Annotated in this window: 16 protein-coding genes and 1 pseudogene; 6 read left to right on the forward strand and 11 right to left on the reverse strand. The window is 68.1% G+C overall.

From position 1 onward, the window contains the following. Together AC07YH_RS20985 and AC07YH_RS20990 are read left to right on the forward strand one after the other, a co-directional pair. A pseudogene (locus AC07YH_RS20985) lies at window positions 1–449 on the forward strand (hypothetical protein); the annotation flags it as partial. 65 nt (window positions 450–514) lie between these two features. Next, entirely contained in the window at window positions 515–1,180 is a 666-nt protein-coding gene (locus AC07YH_RS20990) for a helix-turn-helix transcriptional regulator (protein ID WP_494748892.1), read from the forward strand. Window positions 1,181–2,061: 881 nt separating this feature from the next. Here the strand turns inward: AC07YH_RS20990 and AC07YH_RS20995 are convergent. The 7 genes from AC07YH_RS20995 to AC07YH_RS21025 form a co-directional block, all read right to left on the reverse strand. Next, a complete protein-coding gene (locus AC07YH_RS20995) occupies window positions 2,062–3,168 on the reverse strand; it encodes a PfkB family carbohydrate kinase (protein ID WP_494748893.1) in 1,107 nt (368 codons plus the stop codon). 6 nt (window positions 3,169–3,174) lie between these two features. Next, window positions 3,175–3,849, reverse strand: coding sequence for a bifunctional 4-hydroxy-2-oxoglutarate aldolase/2-dehydro-3-deoxy-phosphogluconate aldolase (locus AC07YH_RS21000; protein WP_099582329.1), 675 nt, complete (start codon window positions 3,847–3,849; stop codon window positions 3,175–3,177). 669 nt (window positions 3,850–4,518) lie between these two features. Then, a complete protein-coding gene (gene ppc, locus AC07YH_RS21005; protein ID WP_494748894.1) occupies window positions 4,519–7,248 on the reverse strand; it encodes a phosphoenolpyruvate carboxylase in 2,730 nt (909 codons plus the stop codon). 183 nt (window positions 7,249–7,431) lie between these two features. Then, a complete protein-coding gene (gene kduD / locus AC07YH_RS21010) occupies window positions 7,432–8,187 on the reverse strand; it encodes a 2-dehydro-3-deoxy-D-gluconate 5-dehydrogenase KduD (RefSeq protein WP_494748895.1) in 756 nt (251 codons plus the stop codon). Window positions 8,188–8,310: 123 nt separating this feature from the next. Continuing rightward, window positions 8,311–9,153, reverse strand: coding sequence for a 5-dehydro-4-deoxy-D-glucuronate isomerase (gene kduI / locus AC07YH_RS21015; protein WP_494748896.1), 843 nt, complete (start codon window positions 9,151–9,153; stop codon window positions 8,311–8,313). A 24-nt stretch (window positions 9,154–9,177) separates the two neighbouring features. Continuing rightward, on the reverse strand, window positions 9,178–10,641 hold the full coding sequence (uxaC, locus tag AC07YH_RS21020) for a glucuronate isomerase (protein ID WP_494748897.1): 1,464 nt from the start codon (window positions 10,639–10,641) through the stop codon (window positions 9,178–9,180). Between the two features lie 117 nt (window positions 10,642–10,758). After that, complete coding sequence (locus tag AC07YH_RS21025) at window positions 10,759–11,847, reverse strand: LacI family DNA-binding transcriptional regulator (RefSeq protein WP_494748898.1); 1,089 nt, start codon at window positions 11,845–11,847, stop codon at window positions 10,759–10,761. 160 nt (window positions 11,848–12,007) lie between these two features. Between AC07YH_RS21025 and AC07YH_RS21030 the strand changes: the two genes are divergently transcribed. Both AC07YH_RS21030 and AC07YH_RS21035 read left to right on the forward strand, forming a co-directional pair. Next, entirely contained in the window at window positions 12,008–13,516 is a 1,509-nt protein-coding gene (locus AC07YH_RS21030) for a UxaA family hydrolase (protein WP_494748899.1), read from the forward strand. Between the two features lie 82 nt (window positions 13,517–13,598). Continuing rightward, complete coding sequence (locus tag AC07YH_RS21035) at window positions 13,599–15,047, forward strand: mannitol dehydrogenase family protein (RefSeq protein WP_494748900.1); 1,449 nt, start codon at window positions 13,599–13,601, stop codon at window positions 15,045–15,047. On the opposite strand, the gene AC07YH_RS21040 is transcribed toward AC07YH_RS21035, so the two are convergent. The 3 genes from AC07YH_RS21040 to AC07YH_RS21050 all read right to left on the reverse strand — a co-directional run bounded on the left by AC07YH_RS21040 (window position 15,044) and on the right by AC07YH_RS21050 (window position 18,649). Beyond that, on the reverse strand, window positions 15,044–15,604 hold the full coding sequence (locus AC07YH_RS21040; protein ID WP_494748901.1) for a sugar transferase: 561 nt from the start codon (window positions 15,602–15,604) through the stop codon (window positions 15,044–15,046). The two genes, AC07YH_RS21035 and AC07YH_RS21040, sit on opposite strands and share 4 nt — an antisense overlap. A gap of 8 nt (window positions 15,605–15,612) precedes the next feature. Then, window positions 15,613–18,282 (reverse strand): coiled-coil domain-containing protein, encoded by a 2,670-nt coding sequence (locus AC07YH_RS21045; protein WP_494748902.1) that lies wholly within the window; start codon window positions 18,280–18,282, stop codon window positions 15,613–15,615. Window positions 18,283–18,442: 160 nt separating this feature from the next. Continuing rightward, window positions 18,443–18,649 (reverse strand): hypothetical protein, encoded by a 207-nt coding sequence (locus AC07YH_RS21050; RefSeq protein WP_494748903.1) that lies wholly within the window; start codon window positions 18,647–18,649, stop codon window positions 18,443–18,445. A 228-nt stretch (window positions 18,650–18,877) separates the two neighbouring features. Here AC07YH_RS21050 and cysD point away from each other — a divergent pair, with 228 nt between their 5' ends. Further along, window positions 18,878–19,843 carry a sulfate adenylyltransferase subunit CysD gene (gene cysD / locus AC07YH_RS21055; protein ID WP_494748904.1) on the forward strand — a complete coding sequence of 322 codons (966 nt, stop codon included), beginning with the start codon at window positions 18,878–18,880 and terminating at the stop codon, window positions 19,841–19,843. After that, window positions 19,843–21,750, forward strand: coding sequence for a sulfate adenylyltransferase subunit CysN (gene cysN, locus AC07YH_RS21060; protein WP_494748905.1), 1,908 nt, complete (start codon window positions 19,843–19,845; stop codon window positions 21,748–21,750). The genes cysD and cysN overlap by 1 nt, the downstream gene beginning before the upstream one ends. Here cysN and AC07YH_RS21065 read toward each other — a convergent pair. Beyond that, the gene (locus AC07YH_RS21065; RefSeq protein WP_494748906.1) at window positions 21,738–22,949 is read right to left on the reverse strand and encodes an MFS transporter; all 1,212 of its coding nucleotides are present in this window, start codon (window positions 22,947–22,949) and stop codon (window positions 21,738–21,740) included. The two genes, cysN and AC07YH_RS21065, sit on opposite strands and share 13 nt — an antisense overlap.

Genomic DNA, 22,949 nt, shown 5'->3' on the forward strand with positions numbered 1-22,949 from the left:
CCCCGCCCGCCATCGCGACATCGGGCGCGACCCCGGCCGGACCGCCTAACCAAGCCGGCCCAGACGCCGTGCGCGCGGCCCTGCGCGCCAGCACGGGCTGCGCGCACCAGACCACGCTGACCCGGCAGGAGCGCGAGGCCTGCGCCGAGCGGCTGGGCCGACTCGCGCCCGGCCTGACCGCCTACGCCGCGCCGATGGATCCGGCCAAGCGCGCCTATTTCGACGAGGTCGTCGCCGTGGGCCCCACCGGCGGAATCTCGACCGACGAGAAGCCCGGCGCGGTGACACCCGACCATCCCTATGCGCGGGTAGTGAAGTGCTCGGTCCCGTTCGGTCCGGGGCGCCGGAAGAACGATTATCAGGGCGCGGTGCGCCTGGGCCGCACGCCCTGCTCGATCACCCTGCAGGGCAGCGTCTTCACGCCCGAGGCCATGGTCCGCAAACGCTGAGGCGCGGCGGTTGCGCGGCTTGGCCGAAGCATGCTGACTCCGCGCCACGACCGGGGGTTGCTCGTATGCCTGATCTATCGCGCCTGACCGACGCCGAGCGTCAGGTCCTGCGCCTGCTGGCTCAAGGCCACACCGCCAAGAGCGCCGCCACGCAGCTGGGCCTCACCGAAGGCGCGGTCAACGAGCGGCTGCGCGAGGCGCGGCGCAAGACCGGCGTCGGCAGCAGCCGGGAGCTGGCGCGGCTGGTGGGGCCACAAGAAACTTGGGACGAGAAAATCGGGGTGGCCGAAGCGCCGGGCGCCGTGGTCGTCGTCAAGGGCAGCCACTGGCCCACTGTTATCGGAGTCGCCCTGATGATCACCCTCGCCGCCGCCGTCGGCGCCTTCGCCGCCCTGGCCGTTTACGGTCAACCCGCATCGGCCCCGCGCGTGGTCGAAACCTCGCCGGCCGCCGGCGCGGTCGTTCCGGCCGGCCCGATCACCCTGAAGGTCACCTTCGACCGGCCGATGCAGGCCGGCTGGTCCTTCATCAACCGCGACGCCGCCAGCCTCCCGCCCTGCGACTGGAAGCAGCCGGTTCAGTCTCCCGACGGCCGCAGCTTCTCCGTGACGTGCAAGCTGGAGGCCGGACGCCACTACTGGATCGGCTTCAACAACGCCAACCACCAGAACTTCGCCTCGACGACGGGCGTCCCGGCGACGCCGGCGGGGCTGGGGTTCTCGACGCGCTAAGCTCGTCGGGGGACGGGGATTGAACCCCTCTCTCTTTGAGAGAGGGAGGGGCCCGCGCCGCTAGGCGTGGGAGGGTGAGAGGTTAGGCGAAGCCGGTTGGGCATTTCGCTCATCCCACTGTCTTTTCAGGACTATTCTGGGAGGGTGTAACCTCTCACCCTCCCATGCTGCGCATGGGCCCCTCCCTCTCTCCAAGAGAGAGGGTTTCAGGTGCAAGGCACGAGCGTTCACCGTCCTCCATCCCCGGCCTTCCCGACCGCCCCTATCCTCTACCCACCTCGAAGCACTGGGGAGGGCGCGCGGCCAGCGACCTTCGTGGCTTTAAGGGGCGGTCGAGCGGGCGTGCTCGTCGGCGCGGGGGAAACCCCGCAACTGCATCCTTCTGGCGGCGGTCGGCCCTGGAACACAGAAACGACGTGGGATGTGGACCGACGGCGCGACAGGGGAGCTGAAAGGCTCCTGTCCGGGACCGGGCTTCGCGGCCTGGCCTGCCCGCCGGAGGCTTCAAGGGCGTTCAGGCGCGAACAGCGTCGGGGCGTCACGCTTCCGGAAAACGATCGCGCGGGGCGCTGCGCTTCGTCGAAACGGTATTTCTCCATCTGCTCCGGGCGAGGTCCGGCGCGCCCCGCTCCCTCCCCGTTCCCTCCGCCGCGCCGCGTCGGAGCGCATCGACCTGTCTGGAGAAGAGCCCATGCCGCGCCGTCACAGCCCTATTCCGCCCGACCTCGCCTGGCCGCCGGCCCGCAAGGCCCAGTTGCGGCGGAACGTCTGGAAGAAGATGCGGAAGTTCCGGAACTCAACGGAGTACGCTCGGATGATCGCCAAAGAAAAAGCCCCCGGCCTTGCGACCGGGGGCTTATCATCGTCCGAGGACTGAAGGCTTAGCGGATGACCCGCGCGCCCTTGCCCTTCATCACGGCCTCGACTTCCGCCTGGCGCACCATCGAGGTGTCGCCCGGGGTGGTCATGGCCAGGGCGCCGTGGGCCGCGCCGTACTCGACGGCGGCCTGGGGACCCTTGCCTTCCATGAAGCCGAAGGCCAGGCCCGAGGCGAAGCCGTCGCCGCCGCCGACGCGGTCATAGATCTCGAGGTTTTCACGCATCATCGAGGCGTAGAACTCGCCGCCGGCGTACAGGATCGCCGACCAGTCGTTGACCGAGGCGGTCTTGGCGTTGCGCAGGGTGGTCGCGGCGACCTTGAAGTTCGGGAACTCCTTCACGGCCGTCTGGATCATCTTCTTGAAGTTGGCCGGGTCGATCGAGCTGATGTGCTCGTCCAGGCCTTCGACTTCAAAGCCCAGGCAGGCGGTGAAGTCTTCTTCGTTGCCGATCATCACGTCGACGTACTGGGCGATGTGACGGTTGACCTTCTGAGCGCCTTCCTTGCCGCCCTGCGACTTCCACAGCGAGGCGCGGTAGTTCAGGTCGTAGGAGATGACGGTGCCGTACTTGCGGGCGACTTCCACGGCTTCGATCACGGCTTCGGCCGTGTTCGAAGCCAGGGCCGCGAAGATGCCGCCGGTGTGGAACCAGCGCACGCCTTCTTCGCCGAACAGCTTTTCCCAGTTCACTTCACCGGGGCGGATCTGCGAGGCGGCCGAGTGACCACGGTCCGAGCAGCCCAGGGCCGGACGAACGCCGAAGCCCTTTTCGGTGAAGTTCAGGCCGACGCGGGTGTTGCGGCCCAGGCCGTCGAAGTCGCGCCAGATGACATGCGAGGTGTCGACGCCACCCTGCATCATCAGGTCCTCGACCAGCCAGCCCAGGTCGTTGACCGGCAGGGCGGTCACGGCCGTCGAGCGCTTGCCCCAGCACTTCTTGAAAGCGCGGGCGACGTTGTATTCGCCGCCGCCTTCCCAGACCTGGAATTGACGGGCGTTGCGCACCCGGCCGAAGCCCGGGTCGAAGCGCAGCATCACTTCACCGAAGGAAGCGCAATCCCACTTCGTTTCCGAAGCCGGGCGGATGTTGAGGATCTGATCGGTCATTGGTCTTTAGGCCTTCCCACGAACCTTTTTGATGAGGTCGACAGTTTCACGGACCTTCTTGGTGATGCCCGCGTAATCCTTGGCGTCCAGCAGCTCTTGCGTGATCAGCTTGGAGCCCATGCCGGCGGCGACGATGCCCGCGCCGAACCACTTCTTGACCGAGGCTTCGTCCGGATCGACGCCGCCCGTCGGCATGATGCGGGTCCAGGGCATCGGGCCCAGCACCGCCTTGACGAAATCGGGACCGCCGACCGACGAACCCGGGAACACCTTGACGATCTCGCAGCCCAGCTCTTCGGCGTACGAGATTTCCGAGGCCGAACCGCAGCCCGGCGAATACGGGATCTTGCGACGGTTGCAGACCTTGGCCACGTCGGCGTTCAGGATCGGGCCGACGACGAACTTGGCGCCGTTGGCGATGTAGATGCCGGCGGTCGGGGCGTCGACGATCGAGCCCACGCCCATGATCACGCGCGGATCGGCCTCGTGGAAGTAACGGGTCACTTCGTAGAAGACGTGGCTGGCGAAGTCGCCGCGGTTGGTGAACTCGATGCAGGGCGCGCCGCCGTCGGCGCAGGCCTGGATCACGGCCTTACAGACCTCGACGTCCGGGTGATAGAAAACCGGGATGACACCCTGGTCCATCAGGGCGGTCAGCACCGCCATACGGTCTTTTACCATCATAGACTCCTTCCCGAAGGATCGATCTTGCGCGACGGGCCTCACGGACCGCCGCGCGTGCAAGATTTCGCCGGAATTGGCTCAGGGCGATCCCTTAGACCGCGTTGCGTCCTCGCGCCACATCGGGCTTGCCGCAACGTCGCTTTGAAACACGTGTTTCGGACCCTGGGTCCGCGCGTCAAAGTCAGTGGTCGTCGTTTCCGTCCCCGAACCTTTTCCGTCGGCTCCCCTCGCCCCTCTCCAGACGCAAAAGTGAGGGCGCCGGTATGACCCGACGCCCCGGAAGTTTGCGCAGGAGCGAGCTCAAAGAGCCGCAAACGAGACGGACCGGCCACGACGCCGAACCGAAACGTTATGACACCGGTGTCACGGTAAACCGGAAAAGTGGCCAAGCCACTTCGCCACCGGTGTCATGCGGAGATAACCAGAAACCGCCGGAGAGCGCAAGCGGCGTTGAACCCGGATTTCCGCAAGCGCAACACTTTGAAATTCATCGGGTTTGGATATCCCAAACCGCCCTCACCCGTTTCCCCGGCGAAAGCCGGGGCCCAGATTCATCCGGAACGGTTTGGGGTGATCCGAGACACGTCCTGTCAGCCGATCAAACGCCCGGGGTTCGATCTGGGCCCCGGCTTTCGCCGGGGAGACGGATTGAGGAGGAAACCGGGCTCACCCCGTGTTGCGCAGGCCCGCCGCGATGCCGGCCACGGTCAGCTGGATGGCCAGGCGCAGTTCCTCGTCGGCCTCCCCTTTCCGGCGGCGCGACAGCAGTTCGAGTTGCAGGTGGTTCAGCGGATCGACCGAACGGCTGGCCAGGGACACGGATTCGGCCAGGTCCGGCTGGTTGTCCAGCAGGGTCGAACCGCCTCGGATCTCCAGGGCGATGCGCGAGGCCGCGTCGTGTTCGCGCTTGATCGCCTCGAAGATGCGCTCGGCGTCGGCCTTGTCCGGCGACAGGGCCACGTACCGGGCGGCGATGCCCATGTGGCTCTGGGCCAGGGCCAGCTCCATGTTCGACAGCAGCGAGGCGAAGAAGTCGAAATTGCCGGCCAGGTCGCGCAGCTGCTCGACCGACAGGTTGGCCCGCTCGACGCCCGAGGCGAAGCCGTACCAGCCCGGCAGCATGAAGCGGGCCTGCGACCAGCTGAACACCCACGGGATGGCCCGCAGGTCCTCGATCTTGCGGCTGGCGGTCCGCGACGCCGGACGGCTGCCGATGTTGAGGCCGACAATCTCGCTGATCGGGGTGACCGACCAGAAGAAGTCCTCGAACGCCGGATCGTCGTACACCAGGGCGCGGAAGCCGTGGAACGAGGCCTCGGCCAAGGCGGTCATGGCGGCCTCGACCTTGGGGTCGGGCTGATGCAGCGGACGTTCGGACGACATCAGCACGGCGGCGGCCAGGCCGTCGAGATTGCGGCGGGCGGTGGGCTGGTCGCCAAAGCGGCGGGCGATCATCTCGCCCTGCTCGGTCATGCGGATGCGGCCCTGGACGGTGCCGGCCGGCTGGGCCAGCACGGCCTCGGCGGCGGGGCCGCCACCGCGACCGACGCTGCCGCCCCGGCCGTGGAACAGCTGCAGGCCGACGCCCATGCGGTCTGCTTCATAGGCCAGCGCCGAAGCGCCCCGCGCCACGCCCCGACGGGAGGCGACATAGCCGCCGTCCTTGTTGCTGTCGGAGTAGCCGAGCATGATCTCCTGCACCGGCCGGTCGCCCAGAATGGTGCGGGCCAGCGGCAGTTCCAACCACTGGCGCAGGACGGCCGGGCCGTTTTCCAGGTCGCCAATGGTCTCGAACAGCGGCGCGACCTTGACCGAGGCGCGCGGCGCGGCCCCGCCCCAGACCATGCCGACCTGCTTGAGCAGGACGAGCGGCTCGAGGATGTCCGACAGGGTCGCCGCCTTCGAAATGATGTAGGCGCCGATGCAGCCGTGGCCGTAGTCGCGCACCGCCTGGGCGGCCGCCTCCATGGTGGCCAGCTCCTTGGTCGTCTCCTCGCTATAGGCGGTGAACGGCGAGACCAGGGGCCGCTGGTGCGACAGCTCCTCGATCAGGACCTTGCAGCGGGCCTCTTCATCCAGCTTCAGGTACGAGACGCCCGAGCCGGCGCGCTGGAACAGCTCGTCGACGGTCCGTTCGTGGACGTCGGCGTTCTGGCGCAAATCCAGGCTCATCAGGTGGAAGCCGCAGGCCTTGGCCACCTCGACCAGGGTGCGCAGGGACGTGCCGACCAGGCGCTCGCCGCCGTTGCGCTCCAGGCTGTCGATAATGATCGTCAGATCCGAGACGAACGCGTCCGGATGGCCGTAGGGCTCGACGTCGGTCACGCCGTTGGCGAAGGACACCGGCTGGCCGGTCAGCTTCTGCGAGACGGCGGTCAGGCGGTCGAACACCAGCTCCAGGGCCAGGCGGTACGGCTCGTCCAGGCGGTGGACGGACGGGTCGCGGGTCTGGGCGGCCAGGGCCAGCAGCTCCTCCGACACCGGGGTGTAAGCGGTCGAGACGGCCAGGTTGGACCACAGCTTGCGGACCTCGGCGGCGTACCAGTCGAGGATGACGCGCGACTGCGAAGCGAAGGCCAGCTTCAGGGTCTCGCCATTGACGCCGGGGTGGCCATCGCGGTCGCCGCCCAGCCACGAACCCATCTTCAGCAGCGGGGCCATATGGCCGTGCGAGCCGATCTTGGCCGTCCAGTCGCCATACAGCTCGATGATCGCCGGCAGGATCGAGGTGCGGACGATCGACAGGGCGTTGCGGATCTCGTCCTTCACTGTGATCCGCTCGGGACGGTACAGACGCGTGCGCCACATCAGGGCGATCTCGCGGAACAGGCCCTCGCGGATCTCGGCGTCCAGGTCCGGCGGCAGGTGGTGGCGGCGCAGGGCCATCAGGCGCGAGATCTCGGTCTCGCGATCGACCATGCTCCGACGACGGACTTCCGTCGGGTGGGCGGTCAGCACCGGCACCACGTTCATGGCCGCGAAGATCTTGGCCAGTTCCTGCTCGGACTTGCCCTTGGCGCGCAGGACGTTGACGGCGTCGACCAGGGTGCGCGGGCGCTCGTCGCCCGGCTGGGCGGCGGCCTCGGCGTGGCGGCGACGGCCGGCGACGTCCTCGCCGATATTGGCCAGCAGCGAGTGGCTGGCGAAGGCGCGGGCCAGGAACACCGCCTGGTCGTTGGAGAGGTCGGCGAACAGGTGGTCGAGGACCGGCGCGTCGCCCGTCTCCTCGTCCTCGCGGGAGGCGGCCTTGCGGGCCTTGGCCACCAAGGCGGCGGCCTCCTCGCCTTCCAGATAGGTGATCGCCTCGATGAGGAGATCGCTCAGCAGATTGGCGTTCTGGCGGACGTGACGGCTGGTGGGACGGTCGACGTCGATCGACAGGGCCGGATTGCGCATGCGCGAACTCCAGGATCGGCCGGAGCCGTTCCGCAACGGATTGGATCACGAGAAAGCGTCGGCGACGCAGGATCGATCCCGGCCGCCAATGCTGCGGCGCCGTCTAGCGCGCTTCACCGGGCGGGAAAACCCGCCCGGCACGATGGTTGCGCTACCATCGCATTTTTGCGTGGATTTATTTCACTAGCGGGCCAGCCAGCCGCCATCCACGGGCAAAGTAATGCCCTGGACGTAGTCGGCGGCCGACGAGGCCAGGAACACGGCGGCGCCGCCGATGTCCTCGGGACGGCCCCAGCGGCCGGCCGGGATGCGGGCCAGGATCGAGGCGTTGCGGTCGGCGTCGGCGCGCAGGGCCTCGGTGTTGTTGGTGTCGAAATAGCCCGGGGCGATGGCGTTGACGTTGATGCCCTTGGTCGCCCACTCGTTGGCCAGGATCTTGGTGAGACCGGCCAGGCCCGACTTGGCGGCCGTGTACGACGGCACGCGGATGCCGCCCTGGAACGACAGCAAGGAAGCGATGTTGATCACCTTGCCGCCGCCCTGCTTCAGGGCCTGCTTGGCGAAGGCCTGGGTCAGGAAGAAGACGACCTTCAGGTTGGTGTCCATCACCGCGTCCCAGTCGGCTTCCGAGAACTCGATCGAGTCGGCGCGACGGATGATGCCGGCGTTGTTGACCAGGATGTCGACCTGGCCGAACGCGGCGACGGTCTCGTCGACCACGCGCTGGACGGGCTCGGTCGAGCCGAAGTCGGCCTTGATCGACAGGAACTTGCGGCCCAGGGCCTCGACGGCGGCTTGGGTTTCCGTCGGCTCGCTGCGGCCCGCGGCGGCGATGTCGGCGCCGGCTTGGGCGAGCGCGATGGCGATGCCCTGGCCAATGCCGGTGTTGGCGCCGGTGACGAGCGCGACCTTGCCTTCGAGGCTGAACGGATTGGCCATGACGAGTTCCTGTCTCTGAATGCTGTCATCCCGGCGAAAGCCGGGACCGCCACGCACTGGGGCGGTCCCGGCTCTACGCTACGCTTCGGCCGGGATGACACGGAAGCGTATGGGCAAAAGCCCCTACTTCAGCTGGCAGATGTCCAGCACGTTCATGTCGGTATAGTCGAGGTTCTCGCCGCCCATCGCCCAGATGAAGGTGTAGTTGGCGGTGCCCGAACCCATGTGGATCGACCACGGCGGGCTCATCACGGCTTCCTCGTTGGCGATCACGATGTGACGCATTTCGTCCGGCTCGCCCATGTAGTGGAACACGCGGTCGTTATCGCCCAGGCCGAAGTAGAAATAAGCTTCCGAACGACGGTCGTGCAGGTGGGGCGGCATGGTGTTCCAGACGCTGCCCGTCTTCAGGACGGTCATGCCCAGCAGCAGCTGAGCCGACTTGCAGGTCGTCGGGACGATGTACTGGTAGATCGTGCGCTCGTTGCTGGTTTCCAGCGCGCCGCGCTCCAGGGCGACGGCGTCGGCGAAGGCCAGCTTCTTGGTTTCGAACGCGACGTGGGCCGGCAGGCTGACCAGATAGAAGCGCGCGGCTTCGCCGTTCACGCCTTCGAAGGAGACGTCCTTGGCGCCCATGGTGACGTACAGGCCGTCACGCGGAACGATCTCGTATTCCACGCCGTCGACGGTGATCTTGCCGGTGGTCTCACCGACATTGATCACGCCCAGCTCGCGGCGCTCCAGGAACGGGTGGCCGGCGGCCGAGGCGGGCTCGGTCTGGTCGGGCAGCTTGACGGCCGTGGTGGCCACGACACCGCCGACGACGAAGCGTTCGGCGTGGTTGTAGGTCAGGACGATCTGGCCATCCTGGAACAGGCCCTGCATCAGGTAACGGTCACGCAGGTCTTCGTTGCCGGCCGCGAACATCATGTCCGGATGGGTGGCGTGGTAGGTCTTGGCGAACATCGGGAAGTCTCCGGAAAGGGTGTTCTATTCGGCGGCGGCGCGCAGCGTGGTCGGGCGAGCCCAGTCCGGACGCTGGTCCAACTTGTAGGCCTTCTTAGGCAGGTTGTACGTCAGATCGACGATCAGCTCCTCGGCCTCGACCAGGTCCATCCGGTGCTCGGCGACCATGCGGGCCAGGAACGAGGAGTCGACGCGGCGCGCCACATCGTGACGGGCCGGGATCGACAGGAAGGCGCGGGTGTCGTCGTTGAAGCCGACGGTGTTGTAGAAGCCGGCGGTTTCCGTGACCTGCTCGCGGAAGCGCATCATGCCTTCCGGGCTGTCGTGGAACCACCAGGACGGGCCCAGCTTCAGCACCGGATAGTGGCCGGCCAGCGGGGCCAGTTCGCGGCTGTAGACGGTCTCGTCCAGGGTGAACAGGATCACCGACAGGCGCGGATCGTTGCCCAGGCGGGTCAGCAGCGGCTTCAGCGCATCGACATATTCGGTGCGCATCGGGATGTCGGCGCCCTTGTCGCGACCGTGCGACTGCAAAAGGCCGACATTGTGGTTGCGGTGCGAGCCCGGGTGGATCTGCATGACCAGCCCGTCGTCCAGGCTCATCTTGGCCATCTCGGTCAGCATCTGGGCGCGGAACAGCTCGGCCTTCGCAGGCGTCACGTTGCCCTTCACCAGGTCGGCGAACAGGGCCTCGGCCTCGACGTCCGAGAGGTCGGCCGTGGCCGCCGTCGGGTGGCCGTGATCCGACGAGGTCGCGCCGGCTTCGATGAAGGCCTGGCGGCGCAGACGGTGCGCTTCCAGGTAGCTCTTCCAGCTGTAGACGTCCTTGCCCGACACCTCGGCGAAGCGTTCGAAGGCGCGCGGGCTGCGCTCGTCCTCGAAGTCGATGACCGCGTCCGGACGATAGGCGGTGATGACGTGGCCGCCCCACCCGCTCTCACGGATGGCGGCGTGGTGCTTCAGGGTTTCGTGCGGACCTTCGGTGGTGGCGATGGTCTCGATGTTGAAGCGGTCGAACAGCGCGCGCGGACGGAAGGCCTCGGTCGCCAGGGCCTCGTTGATGCGGTCGAAATAGTCGTCGGCGTTCGAGGCGTCGAGGAAGTCGGTGAAGCCGAACACCTTGCTGAACACGTGGTTCAGCCAGATCCACGAGGGCGTGCCGCGGAAGAGATAGAAGTGGTTGGCGAACACGCGCCAGGCTTCGCGCGGGTCGGTGTCGGGCACACCGGCCTTCGAACGCACCTTCAGGGCGTCCAGGCTGACGCCCTGGCTGTACAGCATCCGATAGACATAGTGGTCGGGGGCCAGCAGCAGGTCGGTGGCGTCCTGGAACGGCGTGTTGGTCGCGAACCACGACGGATCGGTGTGACCGTGCGGGCTGATGATCGGCAGGTCCTTGACCAGCCCGTACAGGCCGCGCGCGTACGAGCGCGTCGTCGCATCGGACGGGAACAGACGATCTTCGTGGAAATTCAGCGGCCTGGCCATGTTTCGCTTCCTCTTCCCAACGTCGACACAGCCTCGCGACGGGCTGTCGTGACGCGCTTGGTAACCGGTGTCACGACGCGTTGCAAGAAAGCAGGCGGTCGTGGCGACGTGTTGTCTTCAGGACTTCGGCGGCGCGGCCGAGGACTCCCGCAGGACAAGATACGGGATCGTGCTGGCCGGATCACGCGCTTCGCGGCTTTCCTTGCCGATCAGCTTCTCGGCGGCCATGCGGCCCACTTCCCGCGTCGGGATGTGGATCGTGGTCAGCGGCGGCCAGACGGCCTGGGCGATCTGGAAGTCGTCGAAGCCGACGACGGTCAGGTCCTCGGGGACCTTCAGCCCCGCCCGGCGCGCGGCCTGCAGGGCGCCGGCGGCCATTTCGTCATTGCCGCAGAAGATGGCGGTGGGGCGCGGGGTCATGGCCAACAGGGCCTCGCCGCAGGCCAGGCCGGACTCGAAGGTATAGGCGCCCTGGACGATATAGTCGGGCTTCAGATCGACGCCGGCCTTCTGGAGCGCGTCCTCCAGCCCGCCCCGGCGTTCGTGCGAGGAGCGGAAGTTGGGCAGGCCGCTGATGAAGCCGATAAGGGTGTGGCCCAGGTCGACCAGATGCTGACCCATCACCTCCCCGCCCAGCCGGTCGTGACCGACGATCATGTGCTCGGGCTTGTCCAGCTCGACCGAAGCAATGCGGATGTATTCGCAGCCGATCTCGTTCAGCAGCTTGGCGACCCGCTCGTCTTCCGACACCGACGGCGGCAGCACCACGCCGAACAGCTTCTGGCGCTCGACGAAGGAGCGGATGTCCTGGAGGAAGGTCGGGCTGGCGCGGTTGCAGGGGTGGACGACCAGCTCGAAACCCGAACCGCGCATGCCGTCCAGCAGGCCCAGCTGCATGTTCACGACGTACTGCGGATTGGGGTTGTCGTAGATCATGCCGATCAGGAACGAGCGGCGGAACGCCAGGCCCCGGGCTTGCGGATCGGGCGCGTAACCCCATTCTGCAATCACCGCCTCGATACGCTCGCGCGTCTCGTCCCGGACGAAGGGAGACTGGTTGATGACGCGTGAGACGGTCTTCTTCGACACCCCGGCCAGCCGAGCGATGTCGTTGATCGTGGCCCGCTTGCGGCCGCCCTCGACGCCAATCTCCCCCTCTTCATTTGAGGCTTCCGGGATCGTGGAAGGCGTCTTCGAAGAGTTCACGGCGTTTCCAAGCAGCTTTAAGCGTTCTGTTTTGTCATACTCTAGCCGTGCACAGGCCGCCATTCTAGGACGAAACGTCAACTTGTGGGATGACTGACACCGGTTACCATGCCACTAGACGCCCAAATCGCGATAAGAAATCCGGCGGCGAGGAAGAGCTATGACTGAAACGACCCTGGCGCCCCGCGAATCGATCCACCCCGTGGACCCGCGCGACCACGTCGCCACCGCTCTGCGCGACATCGCGGCGGGCGAGGTCCTGGACTTGCACGGCCAGGCGATCACCGCCCGCGCCGACATCCCCAAGGGCCACAAGATCGCCATTCGCGATGCCAGCGCTGGCAGCGACGTGCTGAAGTACGGCTGGCCGATCGGCCGGGCCACGGCCGACATCGCCGTCGGCGACCACGTCCACGTCCACAATGTCGAGACCCGGCTGGAAGGCGTGGAGGGCTACAGCTTCGCCCCGACCGCGCCGGAGCCGCACGCCGAGCCCGCCGCGCGAACCTTCGACGGCTATCGCCGCAAGAACGGCCGGGCCGGCACCCGCAACGAGATCTGGGTGCTGTGCACCGTCGGCTGCGTGGCCAACACCGCCCGCCGCATCGCCGAGAAGGCCAACCAGCGCTTCGCTGGCCGGGTCGATGGCGTCTACGCCTTCCCCCACCCGTTCGGCTGCTCGCAGCTGGGCGATGACCTGACCCACACCCGCAGCCTGATCGCGGGCCTGGCCGCCCACCCCAACGCCGGCGGCGTGCTGATCCTGGGCCTGGGCTGCGAGAACAACCAGCTGAAGGCGCTGCTGGAGAGCGCGCCAGACATCGACCGCGACCGCCTGAAGAGCTTCACGACCCAGATGGTCGAGGACGAGATGGAAGACGGCCTAGCCGCCGTCGAGGCTCTGATCGAGATCGCCGAGCAGGACAAGCGCGAGCCGATCCCGGTCTCGGAACTGGTCGTGGGCCTCAAGTGCGGCGGCTCGGACGGCTTCTCGGGCGTCACGGCCAACCCCTTGGTCGGCCGCATCGCCGACAAGGTCGCCGACGCCGGCGGCACGCCGGTGCTGACCGAAATCCCGGAAGTGTTCGGGGCCGAGAACGTGCTGCTGCAGCGCGCCGCCAGCCGCGAGATCTTCGATCAGGCCGTGGCGGTGATCGACGACTTCAAGCGCTACTTCATCGACAACAACCAACCCATCTACGAGAACCCCTCGCCCGGCAACATCGCCGGCGGCATCACCACGCTGGAGGAGAAGTCCCTGGGCGCGGTGCAGAAGGGCGGCCGGGCCCAGCTGGTCGAGGTGCTGCGCTACGGCGAGCGGGTCGGTCCGCACGGCCTGACCTTCCTGGAAGCGCCCGGCAATGACGCGGTCTCGTCCACGGCCCTGACCGCCGCCGGCGCGACGGTGATCCTGTTCACTACCGGCCGCGGCACGCCGCTGGGCTTCCCCGCCCCGACCCTGAAGATCGCCTCCAATTCGGGCCTGGCCCAGCGCAAGCCCGGCTGGATCGACTTCGACGCCGGCCAGGTGCTGGAGGGCGTCTCGATGGACGACGCCGCCGACCGCCTGATGGACCTCGTGGTCGATACCGCCTCGGGCAAGGAGACCAAGTCCGAACTCAATGGCGAACGCGAGATCGCCATCTGGAAATCGGGCGTGACCCTTTAGTGGTCATGCCAATTGACCTCAGTTGTCAGACTACTGCATCTAAGCTCCGCTTCGTTCGCTCTCAAACCCTAGGCTTGCTTCCGTGACGGCTTCTTCCGCGACCTCCCCCGCCCTGCGTCTGAGCGCGACCAGCTATCCGGGCGCGATCCCGGGCGTCGCCCTGCCCGCCTATGACCGCGACAAGGTCGAGATCGGCGTCGTCCACTTCGGCCCCGGCGCCTTCCACCGCGCCCACCAGGCCTTCTATTTCGACCAGCTGCTGGCGACCGACCCGCGTTGGGGCGTCTGCGCCGTCTCGCTGAAGAGCCCCGGCGTCCGCGACGCCCTGGAGCCGCAGGACGGCCTCTACACCCTGGCCCAGCTGGACGCCGAGACCACCTTCCGCATCGTCGGTTCGATCCGCGAAGTGCTGGTCGCGCCGGAAGATCCGCCGTCGGTCTTCGCCCGTCTGGCCGCCCCGACCACCCGCATCGTCACCCTGACCGTGACCGAGAAGGGCTACACCCTGTCGGCCGAGGGCGGCCTCGACGAGAAGCATCCCGACGTCGTCCACGACCTGGCCAATCCGCGCGAGCCCAAGAGCGCCGTCGGCTACATCGTCGAGGGCCTGCGCCGCCGCTTCGTCGCCGGCCTTGCCCCCTACGCCGTGGTCGCCTGTGACAACCTCGCCGACAACGGCTGGCGCCTGAAGGCCGCCGTCGTCGCCTTCGCCGGCAAGATCGACGCCGACTTGGCCGCCTGGATCGACGCCAATGGCAGCTTCCCGCGCACCATGGTCGACAGCATCACCCCGGCCACCGACGACGCCCTGCGGGCCCGCGTCCAGGCCGCCACGGGCCTGGAAGACGCCTGGCCGATCCAGCGCGAGGCTTTCACGCAATGGGTCGTCGAGGACGTCCTGCCGGCGGATGGTCCGGACCTGGCCAGCGTCGGCGTCATCCTGACCGACGACGTGCGCGGCTTCGAGCGCGCCAAGCTGCGCCTGCTGAACGGCGTCCACTCGACGCTCGCCTATGCCGGCATCCTGCGCGGCCACGAGACGGTGTTCGAGGCGGTCAGCGATCCGGTGCTGGAAGCCCTGGCCCGCGACCTGATGGCCAAGGACATCATCCCGACGCTCACCGCTCCGCGGGGTCTCGACCTGGCCGAATACGCCGAGGCCATCCTGGCCCGCTTCCGCAATCCGGAAATCCGCCACTACCTGGCGCAGATCGCCTGGGACGGTTCGGCCAAGCTGCCCTTCCGCATCCTCGGCACCCTGACCGAAACCCTGGAGGCCGGCCGCTCGATCGAGCGCCTGGCGATCCCGCTGGCGGCCTGGATGCGCTTCATCGCCCTGCGCGCCAAGACCGGCGAGGCGATCACCGACCCGCTGGCCGACAAGCTGACCGAGATCGGCGTGGGCGTCACCGGCGACGCCAAGACCGACGTCGCCGCCTTCCTGGCGCTAGACACGGTGTTCCCGGCGGCGCTGACGAGCAACCCGACGTTCGTGGAAGCGATCGAGAAGGCCTACACGGACCTGGGCTAACGGGTCACGCCTTTGGCGGTCAGCACCGGGACCACGGTGCTGACCACGATCTCCAGGTCGAACAGAAACGAGCGGCGAGCCAGGTACTCGGCGTCCAGAGCCACCTTGTCCGGGATGGCCAACTCGTCGCGGCCATTGATCTGCGCCCAGCCGGTAACGCCGGGCCGCAGCACGTCGACGCCGGCGGCCTGGCGGGCGGCGATCAGGTCGGCCTGGTTGAACAGCGCCGGGCGCGGCCCGACCAGGCTCATATGCCCGACCAGCACGCTCCACAGCTGCGGCAGTTCGTCGAGGCTGAGCTTGCGCATCAGCGGCCCGACCGGCGTCAGCCAGCGGTCGGGATCCTCCAGCAGATGCGTGGCGACCTCGGGCGTGTCGATCCGCATGGTCCGGAACTTGGGCATGGGAAACAGCGCCGAGCCCTTGCCCACCCGCTGCGACCAGTAGAGCCCCGGGCCCGGCGAGGTCAGGCGCACCGCCGCCCACAGCACGGCGAGCGGCAGGGCCAGCACGATCAGGCCGATCGCCGCCGCCGTGAAGTCGAAGAGGCGCTTCACCTAGAGGCTCAACCGAGATCGCCGCTGGCCGCGTCGAGCAGCAGATAGGCCCGGCCGGCGTCCGACGACAGCAGGGCGGCCAGCAGGAAGCCCTCGCGGTCCTGGCCCGCGGCCTCCTCGATCATGCCGGCATAGCGCTTGAGGAAGCGCTCGGCATTGGCCTTCAGCGTCGAGTCGGAGAACAGGCGGCGGACCAGTCGGCGGATGGCGGCGGGCGCCAGGCGCTTGACCACCTCGCGGGCCCCGACGTCGTCATGGGTCTGCAGCGCGGCGGCGATCTCGTCGATCCGGCCGCGCGGCAACAGGGCGTGCGGGTCGATGCCCATGGCCGTGATCTCGGCGGCCAGCTTCTCGCCCAGGCCGCTGTCGCCCGGCGTGCTGTTCTCGATGCCGGCCAGCAGGTTGCGCCAGCTCCAGCCGCCCTCGCCGTCCGGCTCGCCGGCGGGCGGTTGCGGGGCCTGCTTGCGGGCCGAGGCCTGCTCGAACACCGAGCGGAACTCCTGGTCGGTCGCCGTCGGCGTCAGGCGCAGGCGGCGGCGGTCGGTCGGCGGCTCGTCGTCCTCGTCGGCGAACTCGACCATCGGCAGCGGTTCGGCCGGCGGCGGCGCGGTCGGACGCGGACGGGTCGGCGGCGCCTGGGTCGGCGCCGCGCGGGCGGCCACGGTCGAGGCGGTGGACGCGGTGACGGCCCCGGCCGCCTCGCTCAGCATCTCGTAGTTGCGACGGACGCGTTCCTGGAAGGCCTGGTCGATCGCGGCCGTCTCCTCGGCGGTGCGACGGACGGCGTTCATCAGTTGCTCGACGCCCTGCTCGATCGACACCCGGACCTCGGCGGCCTTCTGCAGGGCCTCGGCCGGCAGGTCGGCGGTGCGCTTGCCGATCTCGGCCAGCATGCCTTCCAGCTCATCCAGCGTGCCGCGAGCCGAAGCGACCGAGTCGGCCAGCTTCTGCGAGGTGCGCGCCCCGGCCTGCTCGACCATCTGGGCCGAGTGCTCGATGATGTCGCGGGCCTCTTCCATACGGGACTCGAACACCGCGTCGGCCTTCTGGCCGGCGGCGAAGGCGATCTCGTTCAGCTGGTCGACGCGGCTGCGGGCGGCCTGGACGCGAGCGTCGACGCCGTCGCTGGCCTCCAGCGCCGCCTTGGCCATGGCCTCCATGGCCGCCTTCAACTCGTCCTCCAGCAGGGTGCGCTGGTTCTCGGCGACGTCGCCGATGGTCTCGAGCGTCTTCTTGGCGTTGTCGGCCAGGGCTTCGCGCTGCGCGGTCTGGCTCTCGGCCAGCTCGCGGAACTGGTCGGCGGCGGCGCTGATCAGGCCGCGCAGGATTTCCGCGCCCATGGCGGCGGTGTCCGACAGCTCGGTGGCGCCGACGCGGGTATAGGCGACGAACTCGGTGAGTTGGGCGGTGCGGGTCTCGGCCTCGGAGGCGAAGTCCTCCTGGTCCGAACGCAGGGCCTGGCTGATCTCGACCAGGGCGGCGCGCTGGGCGGCCAGGCTCTTCTCGACCGACGACACCTGGTCGCCGACGCCGTGGCCGGCGGTTTCCAGACGCGCGATCTGACGCGACAAGTCCTCGGCCCCGACACGGGCGGCGTCCGAAGCCTCGGCGGCGGCGGCGGCCAGGTCGGCGGCGCGGGCGGCCAGGGCGGCCTCGGCCTCGCGCAGCTGGGTCTCGGCCAGGTCGGAGGCCTCGGCCACCATTCGGGCCTGGCTGCCGATCGCGTCGACCACCGCCGTGGAGCGGGCGTCCAGCGACTGCGAGAGAGTCTCCATCGCCGTGCGCTCGTGCCCCAGGCCCTGGGCCAGTTGGTTGGCCATCTTGGCCGACTCGCCGGCGGCCTCGGCCAGGCGCGCGGTCTCTTCGGCCAAGGCCTGGCGCAGCGAAACGATATGCTCGCGAGCCCGCTGGGCGGCGTTGGCGGCGTCTTCAACGCCTTGGCGCAAGGAGTCCGCCGCGCTGGACGCGCCGACGGCGGCCAAGGCTGCGGGCGTCACGATACGGTCGGTCAGGGTGCGGGTGCGGCGCAGCTCGTCGGCGATACCGGTGGCCTGGCGCAGCAGATAGGCGCCCAGCAGGGTGAGCAAGGCCGGACCAATGGCCAGGCCAGCAAACACGGTGAGCGCGAAGCCCTCGACCTTGAAGGCCGGTACGCCACGGGCGTAACCCAGCGCGAAGGCGATCGGCGCCAAGGCCCAAAGCACGGCAAGGGCTGAAGCCAGGGTCCAGAACAGCACGCCCGACATGCGGCGCGGAACGTCCTCGCTGCGCAGCGGCACGGTGGTTTCTGGGCCGCGCAGGTCCAGGGTCGGCTCGCGGCTTTCGGCCTTGGCCGGCGCGGCGCGTTCGGGCTCGACGACCGGAGCCTGCGCCGGCGCGCTGGCGGTCAGCGAGGTGGCCAGCTTCAGCTCGGGCTCGGAGAAGCTCTCGGCCGGAATGGGATCGGGTTCGCGACGACGGCGCGAGCGCACGGTCATGGGCGGCGGAACGGCCAGGTCGTCGTTCAGCGTGTCTTGCAGGCTCAGGGGTTCGGCGGTCGGGATGTCCGCGTCGGGCTCGGAAAACGACGTCGCCGGCGGAAGCTCTGGAGGGAGTTCGGGCGTGGTCTTGGCTTCCTCGGGCGGGGTGACCGTCGGCGTGGCGGAAAAATCGAGCGGTTGGCGCTTCTTAGGCTTCATACACAGCCAGGGTCCCAAGGCGTCGGCGAGGGGGAGCGCAGAGACAACCTTCGCGCGCCGAACCCCTCGTTCGCGTGTCACATGAACCTAACGGCGAAAAGCCTTGGCGCAAAGCAACTTTGCTTGCGTTTGCAAGGGTTGCGACGCCTTGCGGGCCTGTTCAGGCGTCGCGCGCGGCCGGTTGAGTGATCTTCGAGGGCGCATTGACCGCGATCGGAGCGCCGCGCGGCGAGCGGGCGACGGTCCGGGCCGCGGCGCTCTTGGCGTGCGGGCAGACGCCATGCTCCACGCTCACGCCAAATTGGCAGAGCGCGAACGACGACAGCCAGACGACCGCCACTGCCAGCATTTCCGTCAGAAAGCCCATAGCCCGTCCCTGGACTGATAGCGGCGTTATGCGAGCGTTCCGAAGCCAAGGCGAGTGAACTTTTGGTCATGAAAGCCGTGGCTTGCGGCCTCGGGCGCCACGTCCCCTGACAGCGCCCCCAGAATTCCGGCGGTTGTCCCTCGCCCTGCCCGGGCCTAGTTCGCAACATGACGCGGCGCGCCTCTCCACGGGACGGGCCCGGACATTTTTCCTTTGCGGACCCTCGCCTTGGCCCTTACCCAATTCGCACCCGCCGCGTACCCGCCGGACCCGATGACGACGCAGATTTCGCCGGCCCGTCTTACGCACCTCCAACGCCTGGAGGCCGAGAGCATCCACATCCTGCGCGAGGTGGCGGCCGAGTGCGAACGCCCGGTCATGCTGTACTCTATCGGCAAGGACAGCGCGGTGATGCTGCACCTGGCCGCCAAGGCCTTCTATCCCAGCAAGCCGCCCTTCCCGCTGCTGCACGTCGACACGACCTGGAAGTTCCGGGACATGTACGCCCTGCGCGACAAGGTGGCGTCCGAGCTGGGCTTCGACCTGATCGTCCACAAGAACCCGGACGCCGAGGCGCGCGGCGTCAATCCGTTTGACCACGGCAGCGCCCTGCACACCGATCTCTGGAAGACCGAGGGCCTCAAGCAGGCGCTCAGCAAGTACGGCTTCGACGCGGCCTTCGGCGGCGCCCGCCGCGACGAGGAGAAGAGCCGGGCCAAGGAACGGGTCTTCTCGTTCCGCACCGCCGAGCACCGCTGGGATCCGAAGAACCAGCGGCCGGAACTGTGGAATCTCTACAATACCCGCAAGCACCCGGGCGAAAGCCTGCGGGTGTTCCCGATCTCCAATTGGACCGAGCTGGACGTCTGGCAGTACATCCACCTGGAGAACATCCCGATCGTGCCGCTGTACTTCGCGGCCGAGCGGCCGGTGGTCGAGCGCGATGGCGCGCTGATCATGGTCGACGACGACCGCTTCCGCCTGCATCCGGGCGAACAGCCTCAGATGAAGAGCGTCCGCTTCCGCACCCTGGGCTGCTACCCGCTGACGGGCGCGGTCGAGAGCACCGCCTCCACCCTCCCCCAGGTCATCCAGGAGATGCTGCTGACCACGACGTCGGAGCGCCAGGGCCGGGTCATCGACCACGACCAGTCCGCCTCGATGGAGAAGAAGAAGCAGGAGGGCTATTTCTGATGGCGCACCAGTCCGCCCTGATCGCCGAGGATATCGACGCCTACCTGCACCAGCACCAGCACAAGTCGCTGCTGCGCTTCATCACCTGCGGCAGCGTCGACGACGGCAAGTCCACCCTGATCGGCCGCCTGCTGTACGACAGCAAGATGATCTTCGAGGACCAGCTGGCGGCCCTCGAAGCCGACAGCAAGAAGGTCGGCACGCAAGGCGGGGCGATCGACTTCGCCCTGCTGGTCGACGGCCTGGCCGCCGAGCGCGAGCAAGGCATCACCATCGACGTCGCCTACCGCTTCTTCTCGACCGAGAAGCGTAAGTTCATCGTCGCCGACACCCCCGGCCACGAGCAGTATACCCGCAACATGGTCACCGGCGCCTCGACCGCCGACGCGGCCGTGATCCTGATCGACGCGCGCAAGGGCGTGCTGACCCAGACGCGCCGCCACAGCTACCTCGTTTCGCTGCTGGGCATCCGCCACGTGGTGCTGGCGGTGAACAAGATGGACCTGGTCGGCTGGAACCCGGCTGTGTTCGACCAGATCGTCGCCGACTACCGCGCCTTCGCCGAGCAGATCGGCCTGACGGTCTTCACGCCCATCCCGATCTCGGGCCTGGGCGGCGACAATATCGCCTCGGCCAGCGAGCATACGCCCTGGTTCAAGGGCCCGATCCTGATGGACTGGCTGGAAGGCGTGGAGGTCGAGGACGACCTGCAATCCAAGCCGTTTCGCATGCCGGTGCAGTGGGTCAATCGCCCGAACCTCGACTTCCGGGGCTTTTCGGGCCTGATCGCCTCGGGCTCGATCAAGCCGGGCGATCGCATCCGCGCCCTGCCCTCGGGCCGCGAGAGCCGCGTGGCCCGCATCGTCACCCTGCCGGGCGATCTCGACCAGGCCGTCGCCGGCCAGTCGGTGACCCTGACCCTGGAAGACGAGATCGACATCTCGCGCGGCGACGTCATCGCAACCGCTGATGCACCCGCGCCTGTCGCCAACCAGTTCGAGGCCACCGTCGTCTGGATGGACGACGAGCCCTTGCCGCCGGGCCGCACCTACCTCTTGAAGCTGGGCGCGCGGACGGTCAGCGCCAGCGTCACCGACATCAAGCACCGGGTGAACGTCAACACGCTGGAGAAGACGGCCGCCAAGCGGCTGGAGCTGAACGAGATCGGTCTGGTGAACCTGTCGCTGGACCAGGCGATCCCGTTCGAGGCCTATGCCGACAACCGCCAGATGGGCGGCTTCATCCTGGTCGATCGCCTGTCCAACCGCACCGTCGGCGCGGGCATGATCAACTTCGCCCTGCGGCGAGCCGACAACATCCACTGGCAGCACACCGACGTCACCAAGGCCTCGCGCTCGGCGCTGAAGAGCCAGCGTGGCCAGGTCGTCTGGCTGACGGGCCTCTCGGGCGCGGGCAAGTCGACCATCGCCAACCTGGTCGAAAAGCGCCTGCACGCCTTGGGCCGCCACACCTATCTGCTGGATGGCGACAATGTCCGCCACGGGCTCAACAAGGACCTCGGCTTCACCGAAGAGGACCGCGTCGAGAACATCCGCCGGGTGGCCGAAGTCGCCAAGCTGATGGTCGACGCCGGCCTGATCGTGCTGACCGCCTTCATCTCGCCGTTCCGGGCCGAGCGCCAGTTGGCGCGCGACCTGCTGGATCAAGGCGAGTTCATCGAGGTCTTCGTCGATACGCCCTTGGCCGTGGCCGAGGCCCGCGACGTGAAGGGCCTCTACAAGAAGGCTCGCTCGGGCCAGCTGAAGAACTTCACCGGCGTCGACAGCCCGTACGAGGCTCCGGAAGCGCCGGAGCTGCGGATCGACACGACCTCGATCGATCCCGTGGAAGCGGCCGAACGGATCGTCGCCTGGCTGGAAGGCCAGGAGATCGACTACACGATCTGATGTCGCGAGCGGCGCGATAGCAATATCGCGCCGCCCAGCCCCAGCAGGGCCATGAAGGCTGTGGCGAGATAACCCTTCGCGCCCAGTGCGTCGAACAGAGGACCAGACGCCAAGGTCGCGATGCCCAGGGTGAAGCCTGACGACAGCGCCGAATTGATCGCCTGGGCCGGCGATGCGGCCGCCGGCGGGGCCAGCTTCTCGATCAGACGCAGCGAGGCCAGGAACGAGGCCGCGAAGGTCATGGCGTGCAGCAGCTGTAGCGGGAACAGCGCCCACAGCGGCGGCTCGAACGCGTAGAGGCTCCAGCGGATCACCGCCGCGCTCGCGCCCAGGATCAGGAACCGCTCCGGTCCCCAGCGGCGACGCAGCGGCTCCAGGAACCACATGAAGCCGACCTCGGCCGCGACGCCGACGCCCCACAGGATGCCGATCATCGGCTCGCTGATCCCCTGCTTGCGCCAGAGGATGGCCGAGAAGCCGTAGTAGAAGGCGTGCGCCCCCTGGATCAGGCCGGCCGTCACCACCGCCAGCACGAAGGTGCGATTGCGCAGCAGCTCGGACAGGCCCTTCCAGCGCTCGGACCGGTCGGGCTTGGCCCCCTCGGCATGGACCCGCTCGGGCGGCACCAGCAGCGCGGCGGCGGTGGCGCCGATGAAGCACGCCGCGGCGATCCAGAGGGCGATGATCGTCGGCGCGGCGAAGGTCAGGATCGCGCCCATGGCCAGGTTGGCGACGATGAAGGCCGACGAGCCCGTACCGCGCGGGATGCCGTAGTTGAAGTTCTCCAGCCGCGCCCGGCGCAGGGTGATGACGTCGATCAGTGGCGAGACGGTCGACAACAGGGTCTGGCCGATGAACCAGGCCAGGATGAACCACCACAGGTTCGGCGCCGCCAGCAGACCGGCATAGCCCAGCCCCGCGCCGACCAGCAGCAGCACCATCGGCGTGCGCCGCAGGGTGAAGCCGTCGGCCCATACCGCCAGCGAGGCGCCGGTGAAGGGTTTCAGCAGCAGCGGTACGGCCAGGATCAGCCCGATCTCACCACCGCTCATGCCGCGCGAGCGCAGATAGGTGCCGATATAGGGCAGGCTGACGCCCGAGCTCAGATAGATCGCGGCGTAGAACAGGCAGAGGCGGACAAGGGTCGGAAGACCCCCCTTTGGAAGGGTGTCCTCCGTCTTGTCCGCCCCCGAGGTCAC

The sequence above is a fragment of the Caulobacter sp. GW456-12-1-14-TSB4 genome (genome assembly GCF_059424195.1).